Annotated in this window: 18 protein-coding genes; 7 read left to right on the top strand and 11 right to left on the bottom strand. The window is 74.6% G+C overall.

The features are described 5' to 3' along the window. Nucleotides 1–5: 5 nt before the first annotated feature. The 3 genes from tilS to dacB form a co-directional block, all read right to left on the bottom strand. Entirely contained in the window at nt 6–968 is a 963-nt protein-coding gene (gene tilS, locus ABD990_RS21505; RefSeq protein WP_345382507.1) for a tRNA lysidine(34) synthetase TilS, read from the bottom strand. Continuing rightward, nucleotides 965–1,975, bottom strand: coding sequence for a zinc-dependent metalloprotease (locus ABD990_RS21500; protein WP_345382645.1), 1,011 nt, complete (start codon nt 1,973–1,975; stop codon nt 965–967). Before ABD990_RS21500 ends, tilS begins: the two co-directional genes overlap by 4 nt. Before the next feature lie 154 nt (nt 1,976–2,129). Beyond that, nucleotides 2,130–3,581, bottom strand: a complete 1,452-nt coding sequence (gene dacB / locus ABD990_RS21495; protein WP_345382505.1) for a D-alanyl-D-alanine carboxypeptidase/D-alanyl-D-alanine endopeptidase — start codon at nt 3,579–3,581, stop codon at nt 2,130–2,132. Nucleotides 3,582–3,757: 176 nt separating this feature from the next. On the opposite strand from dacB, the gene ABD990_RS21490 reads away from it, so the two are divergent. Further along, on the top strand, nt 3,758–4,279 hold the full coding sequence (locus tag ABD990_RS21490; protein ID WP_345382503.1) for an inorganic diphosphatase: 522 nt from the start codon (nt 3,758–3,760) through the stop codon (nt 4,277–4,279). A gap of 75 nt (nt 4,280–4,354) precedes the next feature. Here the strand turns inward: ABD990_RS21490 and ABD990_RS21485 are convergent, their stop codons facing one another. The 4 genes from ABD990_RS21485 to ABD990_RS21470 form a co-directional block, all read right to left on the bottom strand. Further along, the gene (locus ABD990_RS21485) at nt 4,355–4,819 is read right to left on the bottom strand and encodes a MarR family winged helix-turn-helix transcriptional regulator (RefSeq protein WP_345382501.1); all 465 of its coding nucleotides are present in this window, start codon (nt 4,817–4,819) and stop codon (nt 4,355–4,357) included. A 7-nt stretch (nt 4,820–4,826) separates the two neighbouring features. Then, nucleotides 4,827–6,038 (bottom strand): acetyl-CoA C-acetyltransferase, encoded by a 1,212-nt coding sequence (locus ABD990_RS21480; protein ID WP_345382499.1) that lies wholly within the window; start codon nt 6,036–6,038, stop codon nt 4,827–4,829. A 28-nt stretch (nt 6,039–6,066) separates the two neighbouring features. Next, nucleotides 6,067–6,522, bottom strand: a complete 456-nt coding sequence (locus tag ABD990_RS21475; protein ID WP_345382497.1) for a MaoC family dehydratase — start codon at nt 6,520–6,522, stop codon at nt 6,067–6,069. Nucleotides 6,523–6,636: 114 nt separating this feature from the next. After that, complete coding sequence (locus tag ABD990_RS21470; RefSeq protein ID WP_345382495.1) at nt 6,637–7,233, bottom strand: hypothetical protein; 597 nt, start codon at nt 7,231–7,233, stop codon at nt 6,637–6,639. A gap of 363 nt (nt 7,234–7,596) precedes the next feature. Between ABD990_RS21470 and ABD990_RS21465 the strand changes: the two genes are divergently transcribed. The 5 genes from ABD990_RS21465 (at nt 7,597) to ABD990_RS21445 (ending at nt 11,038) form a co-directional block, all read left to right on the top strand. After that, nucleotides 7,597–8,085, top strand: a complete 489-nt coding sequence (locus ABD990_RS21465) for a copper resistance CopC family protein (protein ID WP_345382493.1) — start codon at nt 7,597–7,599, stop codon at nt 8,083–8,085. A 104-nt stretch (nt 8,086–8,189) separates the two neighbouring features. After that, nucleotides 8,190–9,140: an ATP-binding protein gene (locus tag ABD990_RS21460; protein WP_345382491.1), complete on the top strand. Its 951-nt coding sequence runs from the start codon at nt 8,190–8,192 to the stop codon at nt 9,138–9,140. A gap of 21 nt (nt 9,141–9,161) precedes the next feature. Further along, complete coding sequence (locus ABD990_RS21455; RefSeq protein WP_345382489.1) at nt 9,162–9,926, top strand: transglutaminase family protein; 765 nt, start codon at nt 9,162–9,164, stop codon at nt 9,924–9,926. A 22-nt stretch (nt 9,927–9,948) separates the two neighbouring features. After that, entirely contained in the window at nt 9,949–10,716 is a 768-nt protein-coding gene (surE, locus tag ABD990_RS21450; protein WP_345382487.1) for a 5'/3'-nucleotidase SurE, read from the top strand. A gap of 118 nt (nt 10,717–10,834) precedes the next feature. Next, complete coding sequence (locus ABD990_RS21445) at nt 10,835–11,038, top strand: hypothetical protein (protein ID WP_345382485.1); 204 nt, start codon at nt 10,835–10,837, stop codon at nt 11,036–11,038. A gap of 10 nt (nt 11,039–11,048) precedes the next feature. Here ABD990_RS21445 and ABD990_RS21440 read toward each other — a convergent pair whose 3' ends face one another. The 4 genes from ABD990_RS21440 to ABD990_RS21425 form a co-directional block, all read right to left on the bottom strand. Continuing rightward, nucleotides 11,049–11,438 carry a hypothetical protein gene (locus ABD990_RS21440; RefSeq protein ID WP_345382483.1) on the bottom strand — a complete coding sequence of 130 codons (390 nt, stop codon included), beginning with the start codon at nt 11,436–11,438 and terminating at the stop codon, nt 11,049–11,051. 78 nt (nt 11,439–11,516) lie between these two features. Then, nucleotides 11,517–12,662 carry an acyl-CoA dehydrogenase family protein gene (locus tag ABD990_RS21435; RefSeq protein ID WP_345382481.1) on the bottom strand — a complete coding sequence of 382 codons (1,146 nt, stop codon included), beginning with the start codon at nt 12,660–12,662 and terminating at the stop codon, nt 11,517–11,519. Beyond that, complete coding sequence (locus ABD990_RS21430; RefSeq protein ID WP_345382478.1) at nt 12,652–14,682, bottom strand: acetyl/propionyl/methylcrotonyl-CoA carboxylase subunit alpha; 2,031 nt, start codon at nt 14,680–14,682, stop codon at nt 12,652–12,654. The genes ABD990_RS21435 and ABD990_RS21430 overlap by 11 nt, the downstream gene beginning before the upstream one ends. 172 nt (nt 14,683–14,854) lie before the next feature. After that, a complete protein-coding gene (locus ABD990_RS21425) occupies nt 14,855–16,468 on the bottom strand; it encodes a carboxyl transferase domain-containing protein (protein WP_345382476.1) in 1,614 nt (537 codons plus the stop codon). A 111-nt stretch (nt 16,469–16,579) separates the two neighbouring features. Here ABD990_RS21425 and ABD990_RS21420 point away from each other — a divergent pair, with 111 nt between their 5' ends. Further along, nucleotides 16,580–17,254, top strand: a complete 675-nt coding sequence (locus ABD990_RS21420) for a response regulator transcription factor (RefSeq protein ID WP_345382474.1) — start codon at nt 16,580–16,582, stop codon at nt 17,252–17,254. The last annotated feature ends 3 nt before the right edge of the window (nt 17,255–17,257 follow it).

The following is a 17,257-nucleotide window of genomic DNA, read 5'->3' as shown; positions in this document are numbered from 1 at the left end:
CGAACTCAGCCCGGCCGTGCGGGTACGAGCCTGTCATGCTCGCGGACGACGTCCAACCCGCCGGGCAGCCGCGGCCCGCCCTGCCCGCGCCACGCACCGACGAGGGCGTCGGCGGCACGCAGGTGGGCGTCCGTGACCGCGGTCGCCCCGCATTCCAGGAGCCACTCGCGCAGCACGCGGCGGCGCACGGCGGCGGGGGCCCCGCGCAGGACGTCGACCCGCAGGGCGTTCCCGGTCCGCGCCTCGTCATGCACGCGGACCGCCCACGCGGCGAGCGCCTCGTCGTCCTCGCGGAGCTGCGCGGCCGTGCGGGCGAGGGCCTCGGCGACGCCGCCGGACAGCACGTCGTCGAGCAGCGGGAGGACCTCGGCCCGCAGCCGCGCGCGGACGAACCGCGGATCCCCGTTGTGCGGGTCCTCCCAGGGCACCGGCCCACCGGCGCAGGCCTCCCGGACGAGGGCGCGGCGCAGGCCGAGCAGCGGGCGCAGCCAGGGCTCGTCCCACTCGCGCATTCCGGCCAGCGAGCGCGCCCCGGAGCCGCGGCCGAGCCCGAGCAGCACGGTCTCGGCCTGGTCGTCGAGGGTGTGGCCGAGCAGGACCGGGGAGCAGGGATGCGGGCGGGCGGCGGCGAGGGCCGCGTAGCGGGCGCGGCGGGCGGCGGCCTCGGTGCCGCCGGGGCCCTCGACGGTCACCGGGTGCACCCGGGTGTCGATCCCCCGCGCGCGTAGGTCGGCGGCGAGGACACGGGAACGCTCGGCGGAGCCCTCCTGCAGGCCGTGGTCGACGATCGCGGCGACGACGCCGCCGGGCCGCTCGGTGTGCGCGGCCGCCAGCAGGGCCAGCGAGTCGGCCCCGCCGGAGCACCCGACGACGAGCGGTGCCTCCCGCACCTCGGGGGGCAGCCGCCCGAGCGCACCCCGCACGGCCCGCCGCACCTCCGCGAGGGCCTCGTCGGGCCCGGAGGTCACGCCACGCGGGTGAGCCACTGGTCCGGCGCCGCGAGCTCGGCCCGGGTGGGCAGCGTGTTCGGCGAGTTCCAGACCTTGTTGAACCCCGCCATGCCCGCCTCGCCGATCACGTGCTTGGTGAAGGCGGAGCCCACGGCGTACTGCTTGACCTTCGCCTCCACGCCGAGCAGCGCGCGCAGCACCCGGTCGATGATCCCGCCGCCGCGGCGGCGCACGGTGAACCGCGCCCGGATGGTCTCGACGGTGGGGACGACCTCGGGGCCGGCCGCGTCCATGACGTGGTCCGCGTGCCCCTCCAACAGGGTCGTGAGCGCGATGAGCCGGTCCAGCACCGCCCGCTGCTCCGGGCCCTGCAGGAGCTCGACGAGCGCCAGCGAGTCCCCCTTGGCCTCCTTGAACGCCCGCACCGCCTCCGGCAGCCGCTCGAGCATCGCGGAGCCGTTGCCCGTGCTGATCGACAGGAACCGGCCGACCTCGGCGGCGAAGTGCTCGCGCAGCCAGGGGACGGCGGTGAACTGCAGCCGATGGGTGGCCTCGTGCAGGCAGACCCACAGCCCGAAGTCCTCGGACGGGACGTCGAGGGCCTGCTGCGCGGCGTAGACGTTGGGCGCGACGAGGAGCAGCCGCCCGTCCTTCGCCGGCCCGCCGAAGGGGTCGTACTGGCCCAGCACGCGGGCCCCGACGAACGCGAGCACCCCGCCGATCTGCAGGCCGGAGGTGGTCGCGGTGACCGCCCGGGCGGCGCGGGCGGTGCGCGGCAGCCGGGCACCGGCGGTGAGCTCGGCCATCCCGTCGACGGCCGCGGCGGCCCATGCCGGCCGGTCGACGACGTCCGCGGGCAGCAGCGGCAGGCCCTCGCCGAGCCCGGTCACCGCGCGGACGTGCCCCTCCGCCACGGCCGCGTCCTTGCGCAGCCGCTCGACCAGCTCGGTGGCGACGGCGGTGCTGACCGGGGGCCCGGCCGGGACCAGCCGCGCGGCGGTGCGCCGGGCCAGACCCCAGTTCACGGGGAGGCCGGAGACGGTGTCGGGGTCGGCGGCCGACGTGTCGGGACCGGCGGCGGGTCCGGTGGGCGCGTTCACCTCTGCCACGCTACGCGGCACCCGACGGCGACCGCAGCGGCTCGGCGACCGCGCCGGACCGCTGCCGCGAACCGGCGGCTCAGCGGCAGCCGCAGCGGCTCAGGGTGGCCGCGATGGTGTCCAGCCGCGGCCGCACGGTGGCCGGGGACTGGCCGTTGGACATCAGCGCGAAGACGAGCAGCCGGCCGTCGACGTCCGTGACCACCCCGGCCAGCGCGCTCACCCCGGTGAGGGTGCCGGTCTTGGCCCGCACCACCCCCCGGCCCGCGGACGCGGTGCCGGTGGCGAAGCGGTCGTCGAGCGTGCCGTCGCCGCCCGCGACCGGCAGCCCGGAGACGATCGGGCGCAGGAACTCGGTGCCCTCACCGGGGCTCGTCGGCGCGGCGGCCGCGGCCAGCAGCGCCCCCAGCAGCCGCGGCGGGACACGGTCCTCGGTCGAGAGCCCGCTGCCGTCGACCATCCGTGCTCCGGTGACGTCGAAGCCGGCCTGCGCCAGCGCGGCCAGCACCTGCTCCGAGGCGCCGGCGAAGGAGGGGTCGCCCTTGCGGCTCAGCGCGACGTCCCGGGCGAGGCTCTCGGCGAGCACGTTGTCCGAGGTCGTCATCAGGTGCTCGACCAGCGACGACACGGGGGCGGAGTAGACCTGGCCGAGCGGTTTCGCGTTCGCCGGGGCCGTGCCCTCGGTGACCTTCGACGACGGCACGCCCAGCTTCTGTGCGAAGGTCTCGCCCGCGTCGACCGCCGGGGTGGTGGTGCGCGGCCCGTCCTGCAGCGACGGGTCGAGCCGGCCGCCGTCGAGCATCAGCGGCACGATCGGCGTGACGTTGCCGGCCGGGATGTCCGCCGGGTCCCAGCCGGGGGCCAGCACCGGTCCGGTCCACGCGCTCGTGTCGATCACGACCGAGGTGACCTGCCGCCCGGCCATCGCCTTCTGCACGGCGGCGACGAGGTCGTCCAGCCGGGCGGGCTCGGGGTAGGTGCCGGTGCGACCCTCGGGCAGCGCGGTGAGCGTGGGGTCGCCGCCGCCGACGAGCACGACCTGCCCGGGCTCGGCGCCCGCGACGGCGCGGGTGACGAGCCGGTCGGTCGGGTCGAGGGTCAGCAGGGTGGCCGCGGCCGTGAGCAGTTTGCCGGTACTGCCCGGAACGAGAGGCTCCTCCGGTGATTGCTGCCACAGCGGGGCGGGCGCGGACCCGCCGGCGGGCTGCGCGGCCGGGTCGACGACGACGCCGGCGAACTCGCCGAGGGCGCTCGACGCGGCCAACGGGTCCAGCACGGAGGCGAGGCCGGCGGAGCTCGGCACGGGCGCGTCCGCCCGCAGCCCGGCGAGCTCCGGGACCGGGGCGGGGAGGTCCTCCTCGGACCGTGCGGCGCTGACGAGTCCCAGGTCGGACAGCACGTTCGGGGCCTGGACGGCCACCGCACCGCCCGCTCCGGCGGCGAGCGCGAGGACGACGAGGACCACCAGGACGATGCGCCCCGGCTTCGTCGGCAGCCTCAGGGTGTCGCCGATCCGGCGGCCGAGTCCCACCTGCCCACCGCTCCCTCCGACCGCCGACACCGTCCGGCGCCGCGACCGCTCCCGGTCCCGGCCGGTCACGACCGGCCCGACGCGGTCCCCCACACTAGAGGTAGGCGCCGCGCCGACGACCGCCGCGGCTCGCACGAGTCACGACCTGAAGCACGACCGAGCACAAGGAGCATCCCGTGGACTTCGACGTTCTCATCGAGATCCCCAAGGGCGGCCGGAACAAGTACGAGGTGGACCACAAGTCCGGCCGGCTCCGCCTCGACCGGACGCTGTTCACCGCCACCCAGTACCCGGCGGACTACGGCTTCATCGAGGACACCCTCGGCGAGGACGGGGACCCGCTCGACGCGCTGGTCCTCGTGCAGGAGCCGACCTTCCCGGGCTGCCTCATCCGGTCCCGCGCGATCGGCATGTTCCGGATGAAGGACGAGAAGGGCGGCGACGACAAGGTCCTCTGCGTCCCGGCCGACGACCCGCGCCAGGAGCACCTGCGCGACATCCACCACCTGCCCGAGTTCGACCGGGCGGAGATCCAGCACTTCTTCGAGATCTACAAGACCCTCGAGCCGGGCAAGAGCGTCGAGGGTGCCTCGTGGGTCGGCCGCGCCGACGCCGAGCGCGAGATCAAGGCCTCGTGGGAGCGGGCGCGCCAGGCCGCCGAGGCCGAGGCGGCCGAGGGCGAGTCCGCCGAGCACTGATCGGGCACCGAGCCGGCACCGAGCGGCACGGATCGGTGCCGGTCGGCGCCGCGGGGGAAGCGGGAGGTCGCGGCCTCAGGGCCGCGACCACTGCTCCTCCATGCCGGTCGTGAAGCGGCCGAGCAGCCGGGTGAGGGTGCTCCGCTCCTCCGGGGTCCAGTCGGCCATGATCGCGGCGATCCGCTCGTTGCGGAGCCGCCGGTTCTCCGCGAACACCCGTTTCCCCTCGTCCGTCGCGGCGACGAGGAAGGCGCGCCCGTCCTCCGGGTCGGGGGTGCGCGCCACGTAACCCAGCCGCACGAGCTGCGCGACCTGCCGGCTCACCGTCGAGGGGTCCGAGTGCACCGCCTCCGCGAGCGCACCCGTCCGCCGCGGCCCGTCCTTGACCAGGTGCACCAGCAGCAGGTATGCCGCGCGGTCGACGGCCGCGGGGTTCGCCGCCTGGTGCTGCGCCTGGGCACGGTCGACCAGCCGGATGAGGCGGACGAGCTGGGTGCCCAGCTCGTCCGCCTCGTCCGACTCGCGGCGGTCGAGACCCACCGGCGTCTCAGACGCGCTCGAACAGCGCGGCGAGGCCCTGCCCGCCGCCGATGCACATCGTCTCCAGGCCGAAGCGGGCGTCCCGCCGCACCATCTCCCGGGCCAGGGTGGCCAGGATCCGGCCGCCGGTCGCGCCGACCGGGTGGCCCAGCGAGATGCCCGACCCGTTGACGTTCATCCGGTCGAAGTCGCCCGGGGTGAAGCCCCACTCGCGGGTGCAGGCCAGCACCTGGGCGGCGAACGCCTCGTTCAGCTCGATCAGGTCGACGTCCTTGAGCGCCACCTCGGCCTGGTCCAGGGCCTTGGCGACGGCCGGGACCGGGCCGATGCCCATGGTCTTCGGCTGCACGCCGCCCACGCCCCAGGACACCAGCTTCACCAGCGGGCGCAGGCCCAGCTCGGCGGCCTTCTCCGGGCTGGTGACGATGCAGATCGCCGCGCCGTCGTTCTGCCCCGACGCGTTGCCCGCCGTGACGGTGGCCTCGGCGTCCTGCTTGCCCATGATCGGGCGCAGCTTCGCCAGCGTCTCCACGCTCGAGTCCGGCCGGATGTGCTCGTCGGCCTCGACCACGGTGTCGCCCTTGCGGCCCTTCACCGTGACCGGGACGATCTCGTCGGCGAACCGGCCCTCGGCCTGCGCCGCCGCCGCCCGCTGGTGGCTGCGCACCGCGAACTCGTCCTGCTCCTCGCGCGGGATCGAGTACTCCTTGCGCAGGTTCTCCGCGGTCTCGATCATCCCGCCCGGCACCGGGTAGTTGTCCCCGCCGGCCGTCACCCGGCCGCGAGCCAGCGAGTCGTGCAGCATCACGCCCGGCCCGCCCTTGGCGCCCCACCGCATCGCGGTGGAGTAGAACGACGCGTTCGACATCGACTCCGCGCCACCGGCCAGCACGACCTCCGACGCACCGGTCTGCACCTGCATCGCGGCGTAGAGCACCGCCTGCAGGCCCGACCCGCAGCGCCGGTCGATCTGCAGGCCCGACGCCGTGACCGGCAGCCCCGCGTCGAGCGCGGCCACCCGGCCGAGCGCCGGCGAGTCCATCGTCGGGTAGCAGTTGCCCAGCAGCACGTCGTCGACCGACTCCGGCGGCAGGCCCGTGCGCTCCATCAGCGCCGCGATCACGGTCGACGCCAGCGTCTTCACCGGCACGTCCCGCAGCGACCCGCCGAAACCCCCGACCGGGGTCCGCAGCGGCTCGCAGATCACCGCGTCGCGCATGATGTCCCTCCTCTCCCGGCCGCCCTGCTCAGACGTACTGGCGGGTCAGCCACTCGGCGACGACCGCGGGCCGCTCAGAGCCCTCCAGCTCCACCGTGACCTTGGTGGTCAGCTGGACGGCGCCGTCCTTGGTGTCCTCGACGTCGACGAGCTCGACGACCCCGCGGACCTTGCTGTCCACGGGCACCGGCGCGGTGAACCGCACCTTGTTCAGGCCGTAGTTGATGCCCATCCGGACGCCCTCGATCGAGTAGACGTCCTTCACCAGCACCGGCAGCAGCGACAGGCTGAGGAAGCCGTGCGCGATGGTCTTGCCGAACGGGCCGTCCGCGGCCTTGGCCGCATCGACGTGGATCCACTGGTGGTCGCCCGTGGCCTCGGCGAACTGGTCGATGTGCCGCTGCTCGACCGTGACCCAGTCGGACTCCCCGAGCCGGGTGCCCTTGGCCTCGCGGATCTCGTCCACACCGTTGAAGACGCGCATCGAACCACCTCGTGAAGTGCGTGCCGTACCTGCCTGGTTACGGCCGCAACCCTGCCACATCGGAGAGGTCGCGGAAGGCGTCCGTGGCCGACCCCACGACCGGCGCGGCAGGCCTCAGCGCGCGAACGTGCCGCGCAGCTCGAGACGCGCCGGCGCACCCGCACCGGGCTCCACGCCGCCGGCCGGGGCGAGGGCCGCGGCCAACCGGATCTCGATCCTCCGGCCGGGCAGTGGCCGCATCCGGAACACGCCCTGCACCCGGTGCGCCGCACCCTCCGGGGGCGGCGCCGGCTCGGCGGGGGCGGCCAGCGCGGGGCCGGCGCGTAGCAGCCCGCGGACGGCCACGACGTCGTGCCGCACCCGGCGCAGGTCGGCGCAGGCGAGCCAGCGGGGCCCGGCCGGAGCGTCGTCCACGAGCGTGTCGTCGTCCACGGCGCCGGGGTGGACGACACCGGCGTCCCGGGGAGCGGCGTCCCCGTCGGCGTTCCCGCACTCCGCGGTGCCCGGCTCCCGGCGGTCGGTGAACTCGACGCTGAGCTCGGGATCGGCACCGAACACCGGCAGCACCAGCACCCCCCAGCCGACGGCGGCGGGCAGGTCCGCCACTCCCGGGCGCCGGATCAGGGCGGAGGCGGAGGCCACGTCGAGCAGGTGCACCGCGGACGCGCCGGGATCGGGCGAGCGCGCGGGATCGGTGAGCTCGGCCGTCACTCCGGCCACCTCCTCGCCACCCGTACGGATCGCCTTCCCCGCCGGGCGACGGGCCGATCGCACTCCGGGCGGACAACGACGGCGCGGCGCCGAGGATTTTCTCCGGAATCGACGGAAAAGAACGACCGACCGCATTCCGTGACCGTTCGGGAACGGATCCGCACCCGATCGTGCGGCGCGACCCGGGCGCGGCGGCGCGCTCCCCACCAGCGCCTCCGTCCGGCAGGTCGCATCACCCACCCGTCCGGGCCAAGACCGGCCCGCTTTCGAGTCACGCGGGGCCCGGAGCATTCCGCCCGATCCGGCGACCATCGGTTACGTGGCCGAAATACCGGGCTCTCGTCCATTCCCTACCGTTCCCGCGTGCGGACCTGGCGGACGGTGATCGGGGTCGCGGCGCTGGCCGCGGGCCTCGTGTTCCCCGCGGGCGCCGCGGCCGGGGCGGACACGCCGTCGAACCCCGCGCCCGGGGCCACCCTCGCCACCGCGCCGGACCGGGTGAGCGTGGAGGTCGGGGCGACCGGACCCGGCGCCGAGGTCCTCGTCCTCGTGACGGACGCGGCGGGCGTGCGCCGGGACGTCGGCGACCCGGTGCTGCGCGCGGGCACCGCGACCGTGAGGCTGGCCGGCGGGCTCGCGCCGGGCAGCTACACGGTGGACTGGCGGGTGACCGACGGCACCCGCGAGGGCTTCCGCAGCGGCACCTTCCTGTTCACCGTCGCCCCGGCCGCGGGCCCGCCCGTGCCGGCGGCGGCGCTGACGACCCTGCCCCGCACGCCGGCGATGTGGCTGGCCGCCGGCCTGCTGCTGATCGTCGGCAGCGCGGCGGCAGCCCTCTGGCGCATCCGGTAGCCGCATCATGCACACGCTCCGCGCACGCGTGTGCTCCGTTCGGCGTGCCCGGCTGCTGCGCACTACTCTGCCCCCGAACCGTTCGACCGGGGGTGGGGCAGGGCATGGACCAGCGGACGGTCCAGGGCGCGGCCCGGCAGCGGCCCGACGGCATGGTCCACGAGGGCGTCCCCTACCGCGAGCCGGCCCTCCTGGCCCGCGAGCTGCACGCGCCCGTCGGTGAGACGCTCCGGGACGGCGGCCGGGTGGTCGCCGTGCTCGACGAGGCGAACCGGGTCGCGCTCGAGTCCCTCCTCGGCCCCGCCGCCGCGGACATCGAGTGGCGGGACCCGGCCGAGGTGCACAGGGTGCCGGCGTTCACCGTCGCCACCCGCTGGGCGCAGCTGGCCCGCCGCACCCCCCACCCCGAGGTCCGCACCACCGTCATCGCCCAGCACATGGACCTGCCCGGCGTCGACCTCGCGTACTGGATCCGGCTCGACGCGGCCCTCAACGTGGCGCTCGCAACCCTGCCGGTGACCATGCTCTGCCCCTGCCGGGACGACGCCGACCTCGACCTCCTCCTCCGGTCCTCGCACCCCGCGCTGCGGATCGGCGGGGAGAGCCTGCCGACGGGCCCCCAGCGCGACCCGACCGAGCTCGTCGCCGAGTACCCGCCGCCGCCCCCGCCCGACCTCGGCCCGCCGGCGGCCGAGCTGGCCGTCACGCTCGACGGGCTGCCGGCCGTCCGGCGGCTGGTGGCCGAGACCGCACCCGTCGCCGGGCTCGACCCCGAGCGCACCGCGGACCTCGTCCTCGCGGTCAACGAGATCGCCACCAACAGCGTCGAGCACGGCCCGGGCCGCGGCCGGCTGCGCCTGTGGACCCGCGGCGGGCTGCTGGCCGAGGTGCACGACGTCGGCCGCATGACGGTGCCGTTCCCGGGGATCGTGGCACCGCCCGCTTCGGGCGCGCGCGGGCGCGGGCTGTGGCTCGCCTCCGAGCTCACGGACGTCCTGCAGGTGTGGAGCGACACGTCCGGCACCACGGTCCGGCTGCTGGCCGAGGCGGGCTGAGCCGTGGCGCAGGACGGGCCGGTGGCCCGCTTCGTCGCACTCGTGGCCGGGCCCGAGCCGCCCCTCGACGAGGCGGCCCTGGCGCTGGCGGCCGGGGCGGACCCCGGGCTCGACCCCGCGCCCTGGCTCGCGGAGCTGGACCGGCTGGCCGAGGGCGTCGACTCCGTGCCCGCGCTCGTGCGGCGGCTCTTCGTGGAGGAGGGCTTCACCGGCAACAGCACGGACTACGGCGACCCGCGCAACTCCCTGCTGCCGCAGGTGCTCACCCGCCGCACCGGTATCCCCATCACGCTGTCCGTGGTCGCGATCGAGGTGGCGCGCCGGGCCAGGATCCGGCTGGAGGGCGTCGGGATGCCGGGGCACTTCCTCGTGCGGGTGGCCGACACCGAGCAGTACCTCGACGTGTTCGACGGCGGCCGCCGGCTGGACCGCGCCGGCTGCGAGGAGCGGTTCCGGGCGGTGACCGGATCGGCCGCGCCCTTCGGCCCGGACCTGCTGCCCCGCGCGTCGACCCGGGACATCCTGGTGCGGATGCTGGAGAACCTGCGTGCGGTGTACCGCACCCGCGGCGGGCCGGCGGACCGCGAGTGGGTGCTGCGGATGCGGCTGGCGGTGCGGCCGGACGAGGACCGGCTCGTGGAGCTCGGCGAGGTCCTGGGCGCGCAGGCCCGCTGGGACGAGGGGGCCCGGTTGATCACCGCCTACCTGGCGGGCGGCACCCACCCGCCGGAGCGGACGGACCGGCTGCGCCGCACCGCGCGGTCCCTCCTCGCGCACCTCAACTAGTGCCTGAATTACGGTCGACGACGTGCGCGCCCTGATCACGAACGACGACGGCATCGCCTCCCCCGGGCTCCACGCCCTCGCCCGCGGCGCGTTGGCGGCGGGATTCGACGTGACCGTCGCCGCCCCGCACGTCGACTCGACCGGGGTCGGCGCGTCCGTCTACGCCGTCGCCGAGGACCGCCGGGTCAAGGTGCACCCGCAGGTGCTGCCCGGGCTCGAGGAGGTCCCGGCGTTCTCCGTCGAGGCGCACCCGGCGTTCATCGTGCACGCCGCCGGCGACGGCTGGTTCGACCCGCGGCCGGACATCGTGCTGTCGGGCATCAACGTCGGCGCCAACGTCGGGCACGCGGTGATCCACTCGGGGACGGTCGGGGCCGTGCTCACCGGCGCCCTCAAGGGCTGGTCGGGGCTCGCGACCTCGCTGGACTGCGGGCTGCACGGTCGCGACGGCGCGCACTGGGAGTCCGTCGTGGAGCTCCTGCCGGAGGTGCTCGAGGTGCTGCTCGCCCGCCCGCGCGGGACCGTGCTCTCGCTCAACGTGCCGGACCGGCCGTCGTCGGAGATCGGGCCGCTGCGCGAGGCGGAGCTGGCGGACTTCGGCGCGGTGCAGGTGCGGGTGGAGCACGAGTCGGGGGTCGACGGCGCGCCGGGCACGCTGCGAACGACGGTGTCCGCGCCGGACGAGGTCGCCCCCGAGGGCACGGACGTCGCCCTGCTCGCCCGGGGGTACCCGACCCTCAGCGAGCTGCGCTCGGTCTCCTCCGTCCCCGGCCTGCTGTCCGGGCGCTGAGCACGCTCCGTCACCACGACGTCGGGCGCGCGACCCCTCCGCGGCACCGGCCGTTCACCTCGATGCGGCGGGAGAGCACGCGGTTACTCGTGTGACAGCAGTGACCCCCGGATCAGGGGTGACCAGTGACACGGAGCACACTGTGCCGACGACGGACGGGCAGCAGCGGCTCGAGTGGTCCACCCGCTTCGCGCGGGCCGTGGCCGAGGAGATCCGGGCCGGCGTGGCGAGCGGCGCGCTGACCGGGGCCGAGGCCGATCAGCTCCTGGCCCGGCTGCGCACCGTCGTCGAGCAGGCGCTCGAACCGCTGCCCGTGGGCTGACCCGGCCGGCTCAGTTCTCGTCCCGCCCGGTGAGCAGCTCCTCGAGCTGGTCCGCCACCTGCACGACGAGCCGGAACGGCCGGTCGAAGGCCGTCAGCTCGCCCTCGTGGAGCGGGATGGAGTGCCGGAACACGATCACGCCCTCCTGTGCCGCCACACCGCCGACGACCGACTCGCCCGCCTTCTCCAGCAGGGCGGTCAGGTCGAGGTCGCCGAGCTTGCCGACGGGCGAGGCGATCTGCGCCCACGGGTGGTCGTCCTCGCCCGTCACGCTCCGGACGACCACCAGCTGGGTGCGCTCCTCGGTGGTCGGCAGGTTGAACCACAGCTCGGTGTCGGTCGAGCGCATCACCTCGTACCGCACCCGCACGTAGGACACCAGATCGGTCCAGCTGGCCACGTCGGCTCCTCCCCCGGCTCCGCCGGGCCCGGCTGCGGGCCCGGCGCGAGGGCAACCTACCGCGTCCCGGACGGCCGGCTACAGGCCCAGGTGCCGGGCGATCAACATGCGCTGGACCTCGGAGGTCCCCTCGCCGATCTCCAGGATCTTGGCGTCCCGGTAGAAGCGGCCGACGGGGTACTCGTTCATGAAGCCGTAGCCGCCGAAGATCTGCGTGGCGTCCCGGGCGTTGTCCATCGCGGCGTTGGAGGAGACCAGCTTCGCGATGGCCGCCTCCTTCTTGAACGGCTCGCCGCGGAGCATCTTCGCCGCGGCCGCGTAGTAGGCCAGCCGCGCCGTGTGCGCCCGCACCTCCATGTCGGCGATCTTGAACTGGATCGCCTGGTAGTGGCCGATCGGGTGGCCGAAGGCCTCGCGCTCGTGGGCGTAGCGCAGCGACTCGTCGACGCAGCCCTGCGCCAGCCCGACCGACAGCGCCGCGATCGCGATGCGCCCCTCGTCCAGGATGGACAGGAACTGGGCGTAACCGCGGCCGCGCTCGCCGAGCAGGTTCTCCGCCGGCACCCGCACGTCGTCGAAGAACAGCTCGCGGGTGTCCGAGGCCGACCAGCCGACCTTCGAGTACTTCTCGCTCACCGTGAAGCCGGGCGTCCCGGAGGGCACGACGATCGCCGAGATCTCCTTCTTGCCGTCCCGCTCGCCGGTGACCGCGGTGACGGTGACGAGCTCGGTGATGTCCGTGCCGGAGTTGGTGATGAAGCACTTCGACCCGTTGATCACCCACTCGTCGCCGTCGAGCTTCGCGGTGGTGCGGGTGGCGCCCGCGTCCGACCCGCCGCCGGGCTCGGTGAGCCCGAAGGCGCCGAGCTTCTCGCCCGCGGCGAGCTGCGGCAGCCACTTCGCCTTCTGCTCGTCGGTGCCGAAGCGGGCGATCGGCATCGCGCCGAGCGAGACGCCCGCCTCCAGGGTGATCGCGACGGACGAGTCGACCCGCGCCAGCTCCTCCAGCGCGAGGCAGAGGGCGAAGTAGTCCCCGCCCATGCCGCCGTGCTCCTCGGCGACCGGCAGGCCGAACAGGCCCATCGCGCCCATCTTGCGCACCAGGTCGTACGGGAACTCGCCGCGCTCGTAGAACTCCCCGATGACCGGGGCGACCTCCTTCTGCGCGAAGTCCTCGACCGTCGCCCGCAGTGCCGCGTGCTCCTCGGACAGCTCAAGATCCATCGGTGTCTCCTCCTGTGTCCCCCTCGGTACCCGTCTGAACGACGAGGAGGACGGCGTCCTTCGCAACAGTCCCGCCGGGGCGCGCGCGCAGCTCGCGGACCGTGCCGTCGACGGGCGCGGTGAGCACGTGCTCCATCTTCATGGCCTCGACCACGACGAGCGTCTGCCCCGCCGTGACCTGCTGGCCCTCGGTGACCTCGACGACGGTCACGGTGCCGGGCATCGGGGAGAGCACGGGCCCGCCCGCCCCGGCGGCGGCCTCCTCGGCCGCGGCCTCGAGGGCCTCCTGTTCGCGCACGGCCCAGGCCAGGCCGTCGCGTCCGATCCAGTGCACCCCGGACTCGTCCCGGGCGACCGCGTACTCCCTGGTCACCCCACCCTGGGAGTGCGTGACGCCGGTGCCCGCGGGCCGGGTCGACGTGCGGAAGGGCTCGCCGCCGTCGACGGACAGCTCGGCGTCACCGGCGCGCCCACGGGAGCGGACCTCGACGGGGTCGTGCCCGGCGACGACGAGACGGCGCGTGGTCCAGGCCGCCTCACCGACCCGCCAGCCGCCGGGGATGTCGAACGGGTCGGTCACCGGACCGCTCGGCTCCAGGTCGAGCAGGGCCAGGCCCGTCGCCACCCCGACGACGTCGGCCGGCAGGTCCTGCCCGGTCAACGCGTCCAGCCGGCGCCCGACCAGCCCGGTGTCGAGGTTCCCCGTCCGGACGTCCGGGTCCGCGAGCAGCGCGCGGAGGAACCCGATGTTGGTGCCCAGCCCGAGCAGCACGGTCTCGCCCAGCGCGGCGTCGAGCCGGCGCAGCGCCTCGGCCCGGTCCGGCCCGTACGCGATGATCTTCGACAGCATCGGGTCGTAGTCCGAGCCGACGACGCCGCCCTCGGCGATGCCCGAGTCCACCCGCACGCCGGGCTGCCCGACGGGCTCGCGCAGCGCCAGGATCCGCCCACCGGTGGGCAGGAACCCCGACGCCGGGTCCTCGGCGTAGACCCGGACCTCGACCGCGTGCCCGCGCGGGACGAGCTCGGCCGGCCACGGCGCCTGTTCGCCCGCGGCGACCCGCAGCTGTGCCTCGACCAGGTCGACGCCGTAGACCTGTTCGGTCACCGGGTGCTCGACCTGCAGCCGGGTGTTCATCTCCATGAAGAAGAACTCGCCCGGCCGGTCGCCCCCGACGATGAACTCGACCGTGCCGGCACCGACGTAGCCGCACGCCCGCGCGGCCTCGCAGGCCGCGCGGCCCATCGCCTCGCGCTGCTCCGGGGTCAGCAGCGGCGAGGGCGCCTCCTCGACGATCTTCTGGTGCCGGCGCTGCAGCGAGCACTCCCGCTCGCCCAGGTGCACGACGTTGCCGTGCGTGTCGGCCAGCACCTGGATCTCGATGTGCCGCGGTGTGGTGATCAGCCGCTCGACCAGCAGGGTGTCGTCGCCGAACGAGCCGCGCGCCTCGCGCCGGGCGGACGCGATCGCGTCGGCCAGGTCCCTGCCGTTCTCACCGGCGCGGTGGACCTCGCGCATGCCCTTCCCGCCGCCGCCGGCGGAGGGCTTGAGCAGCACCGGGAACCCGATCTGCTCGACGGCCAGGGCGAGGTCGGCGTCGGACAGCCCGACGCCGTCCGAACCCGGGACCACCGGCACACCGGCCTTGGCCACGGTCTGCTTGGCGCGGATCTTGTCGCCCATCGCCTCGATCGCCGACGACGGCGGGCCGACGAACACGATCCCGGCCGCCTCGCAGGCCGCGGCGAACGCGGTGTTCTCGCTCAGGAAGCCGTAGCCGGGGTGGATGGCCTCCGCTCCCGTGGCCTTCGCCGCCTCGATCACCGTGTCGATCGCCAGGTACGACTCGGACGCGGCCGCGGGCCCGAGCCGGACCGCGACGTCCGCCGCGGCGATGTGCGGGGCGCCCTCGTCGGCGTCGGAGTACACGGCGACGGAGCGGATGCCGAGGCTGCGCAGGGTGCGGATCACCCGGACCGCGATCTCCCCGCGGTTCGCCACGAGCACGGTGGAGAACATCAACACCCCTCCCCGGTCACTGCACGAACGGCACTCTCACTCACTAGGTATGAGCGAACGTGCCGCTCGCTCACCGCAGGGACGCGCCACCCCGAGCCTGCACGAGCGGCACTCTCGCTCACTAGGTATGAGCGACAGCGCCGTTCGCTCATCGACAGTCGGTGCATCGCGCTCACATCCGGAAGACGCCGAAGGCCGGGTCGCCCAGCGGGGCGTTCGCGGCGATCGACAGCGACAGGCCCAGGACCGTGCGGGTGTCGGCGGGGTCGATCACGCCGTCGTCCCAGATCCGGGCGGTGGAGTAGTAGGGGTGCCCCTGGGTCTCGTACTGCGCGCGGATCCGCTCCTTGAGCTCCTCCTGCGCGGCCGGGTCCGCCGACCCGACGGTGCCGAGCACCGTCGCGGCCTGCTCGCCGCCCATGACCGAGATCCGGGCGTTGGGCCACATGAACAGGAACCGCGGCGAGTAGGCCCGCCCGCACATCGCGTAGTTCCCGGCGCCGAACGAGCCGCCGATCACCACGGTCAGCTTCGGCACCCGGGTCGAGGCCACCGCCGTGACGAGCTTGGCGCCGTTGCGGGCGATCCCGCCGGCCTCGTACTCGCGGCCGACCATGAACCCCGTGATGTTCTGCAGGAACACCAGCGGGATGCCGCGCTGGTCGCACAGCTCGATGAAGTGCGCGCCCTTCATGGCGGACTCGGAGAACAGGATCCCGTTGTTGGCGATGATCCCGACGGGGTGCCCGTGGATGTGCGCGAAGCCGGTGACCAGCGTGGTGCCGTACTCGGCCTTGAACTCGTGGAAGCGCGACCCGTCCACGACCCGGGCGATGACCTCGCGCACGTCGTAGGGGATGCGCGAGTCCGTCGGCACCGCCCCGTACAGCTCGGCCGGGTCGACCACCGGGTCCTCGGTCGGGATCCGCTCCCACGGCGGTGCCACGCGCGGCCCGAGGGTCCCGACGATCGAGCGGACGATCCGCAGCGCGTGCGCGTCGTCGTTCGCCAGGTGGTCGGTCACCCCGGAGATCTTGGAGTGCAGGTCCCCGCCGCCCAGCTCCTCGGCCGTGACGACCTCCCCGGTCGCGGCCTTCACCAGCGGCGGACCACCGAGGAAGATCGTCCCCTGGTTGCGGACGATGACCGCCTCGTCCGACATCGCCGGCACGTAGGCCCCGCCCGCGGTGCACGAGCCGAGCACCGCCGCGATCTGCGGGATCCCCTTCCCGGACATCTGCGCCTGGTTGTAGAAGATCCGCCCGAAGTGCTCCCGGTCCGGGAACACCTCGTCCTGCGCGGGCAGGTACGCCCCGCCCGAGTCCACCAGGTAGACGCACGGCAGCCGGTTGTGCAGCGCCACCTCCTGCGCCCGCAGGTGCTTCTTCACCGTCATCGGGTAGTAGGTGCCGCCCTTGACCGTGGCGTCGTTGGCCACGATCACGCACTCCCGGCCCGCGATCCGCCCGACCCCGGTGATCATCCCCGCCGCCGGCGCGTCGCCCCCGTACAGCCCGTGCGCCGCCAGCGGCGAGAGCTCCAGGAACGGCGACCCCGGATCCACCAGCGAGTCCACCCGGTCCCGCGGCAGCAACTTGCCCCGCTCCACGTGCCGCTGCCGCGACCGCTCCGGGCCGCCCAGTCGCGCCGTCGCCAGCTGCGCGTTCAGGTCCGCCACCAGCGACCGGTGCGACTCCGCGTTCCGCGCGAACTGCTCGGCCCCGGGGTCGACCTTCGTGCCCAGCACCGGAGCCGCTGCTCCGGATCGCCTCGCCACTTCCTGCATCTGCCGTCCCTCGTCGGATCGGTTAGCGATCGTTAACCAGGTTAGCGGTCGTTAACACGGAGCGCCAGTCCCCTCAGGAACGTCACAGCCGCGGCCCCTACGGTGCTCCTCGTGCGCCTGCTGCTGGTGGAGGACGAACGCCCGCTGGCCGAGATGGTCCGTCGCGGGCTGGCCCGCGAGGGCCACGCGGTCGAGGTCCGGCACGACGGCCCCTCGGGCCTCGACGCCGCCGTCCACGGAGGCTTCGACGTCGTCATCCTCGACATCATGCTCCCCGGGCTGTCCGGGTACCGGATCCTGCAGCAACTGCGGGCCGCCGGCGTGTGGACCCCGGTGCTGATGCTGACCGCGAAGGACGGCGAGTACGACGAGGCCGACGCCTTCGACCTGGGTGCCGACGACTACCTCACCAAGCCCTTCTCCTTCGTCGTGCTGCTGGCGCGGCTGCGCGCCCTGCAGCGGCGCGCGGGCGACGCGCGGCCGACCGTGCTGTCCGTCGGCGACCTGCGGCTCGACCCGGCCCGGCACCGGGTGCACCGCGGCGACACCGAGATCACCCTGACCCCGCGCGAGTTCGGCGTGCTCGAGCACCTCATGCGGCACGCGGGCGAGGTGGTGACCAAGACCGACATCCTGCGGGCGGTCTGGGACGCCCACTACGAGGGCGAGGTCAACGTCGTCGAGGTGTACGTCGGCTACGTCCGGAAGAAGATCGACGCGCCCTTCGGCACCCAGACCATCGAGACCCTGCGGGGCGTCGGCTACCGGATGGTGGAGTCCGCCTGAGCG

Source organism: Pseudonocardia yuanmonensis, assembly GCF_039542425.1.
In the GTDB taxonomy this organism is placed as follows: domain Bacteria; phylum Actinomycetota; class Actinomycetes; order Mycobacteriales; family Pseudonocardiaceae; genus Pseudonocardia; species Pseudonocardia yuanmonensis.
Note: the sequence above shows the minus strand (reverse complement) of the source record. Positions and strands in the feature narration are given on the sequence as shown.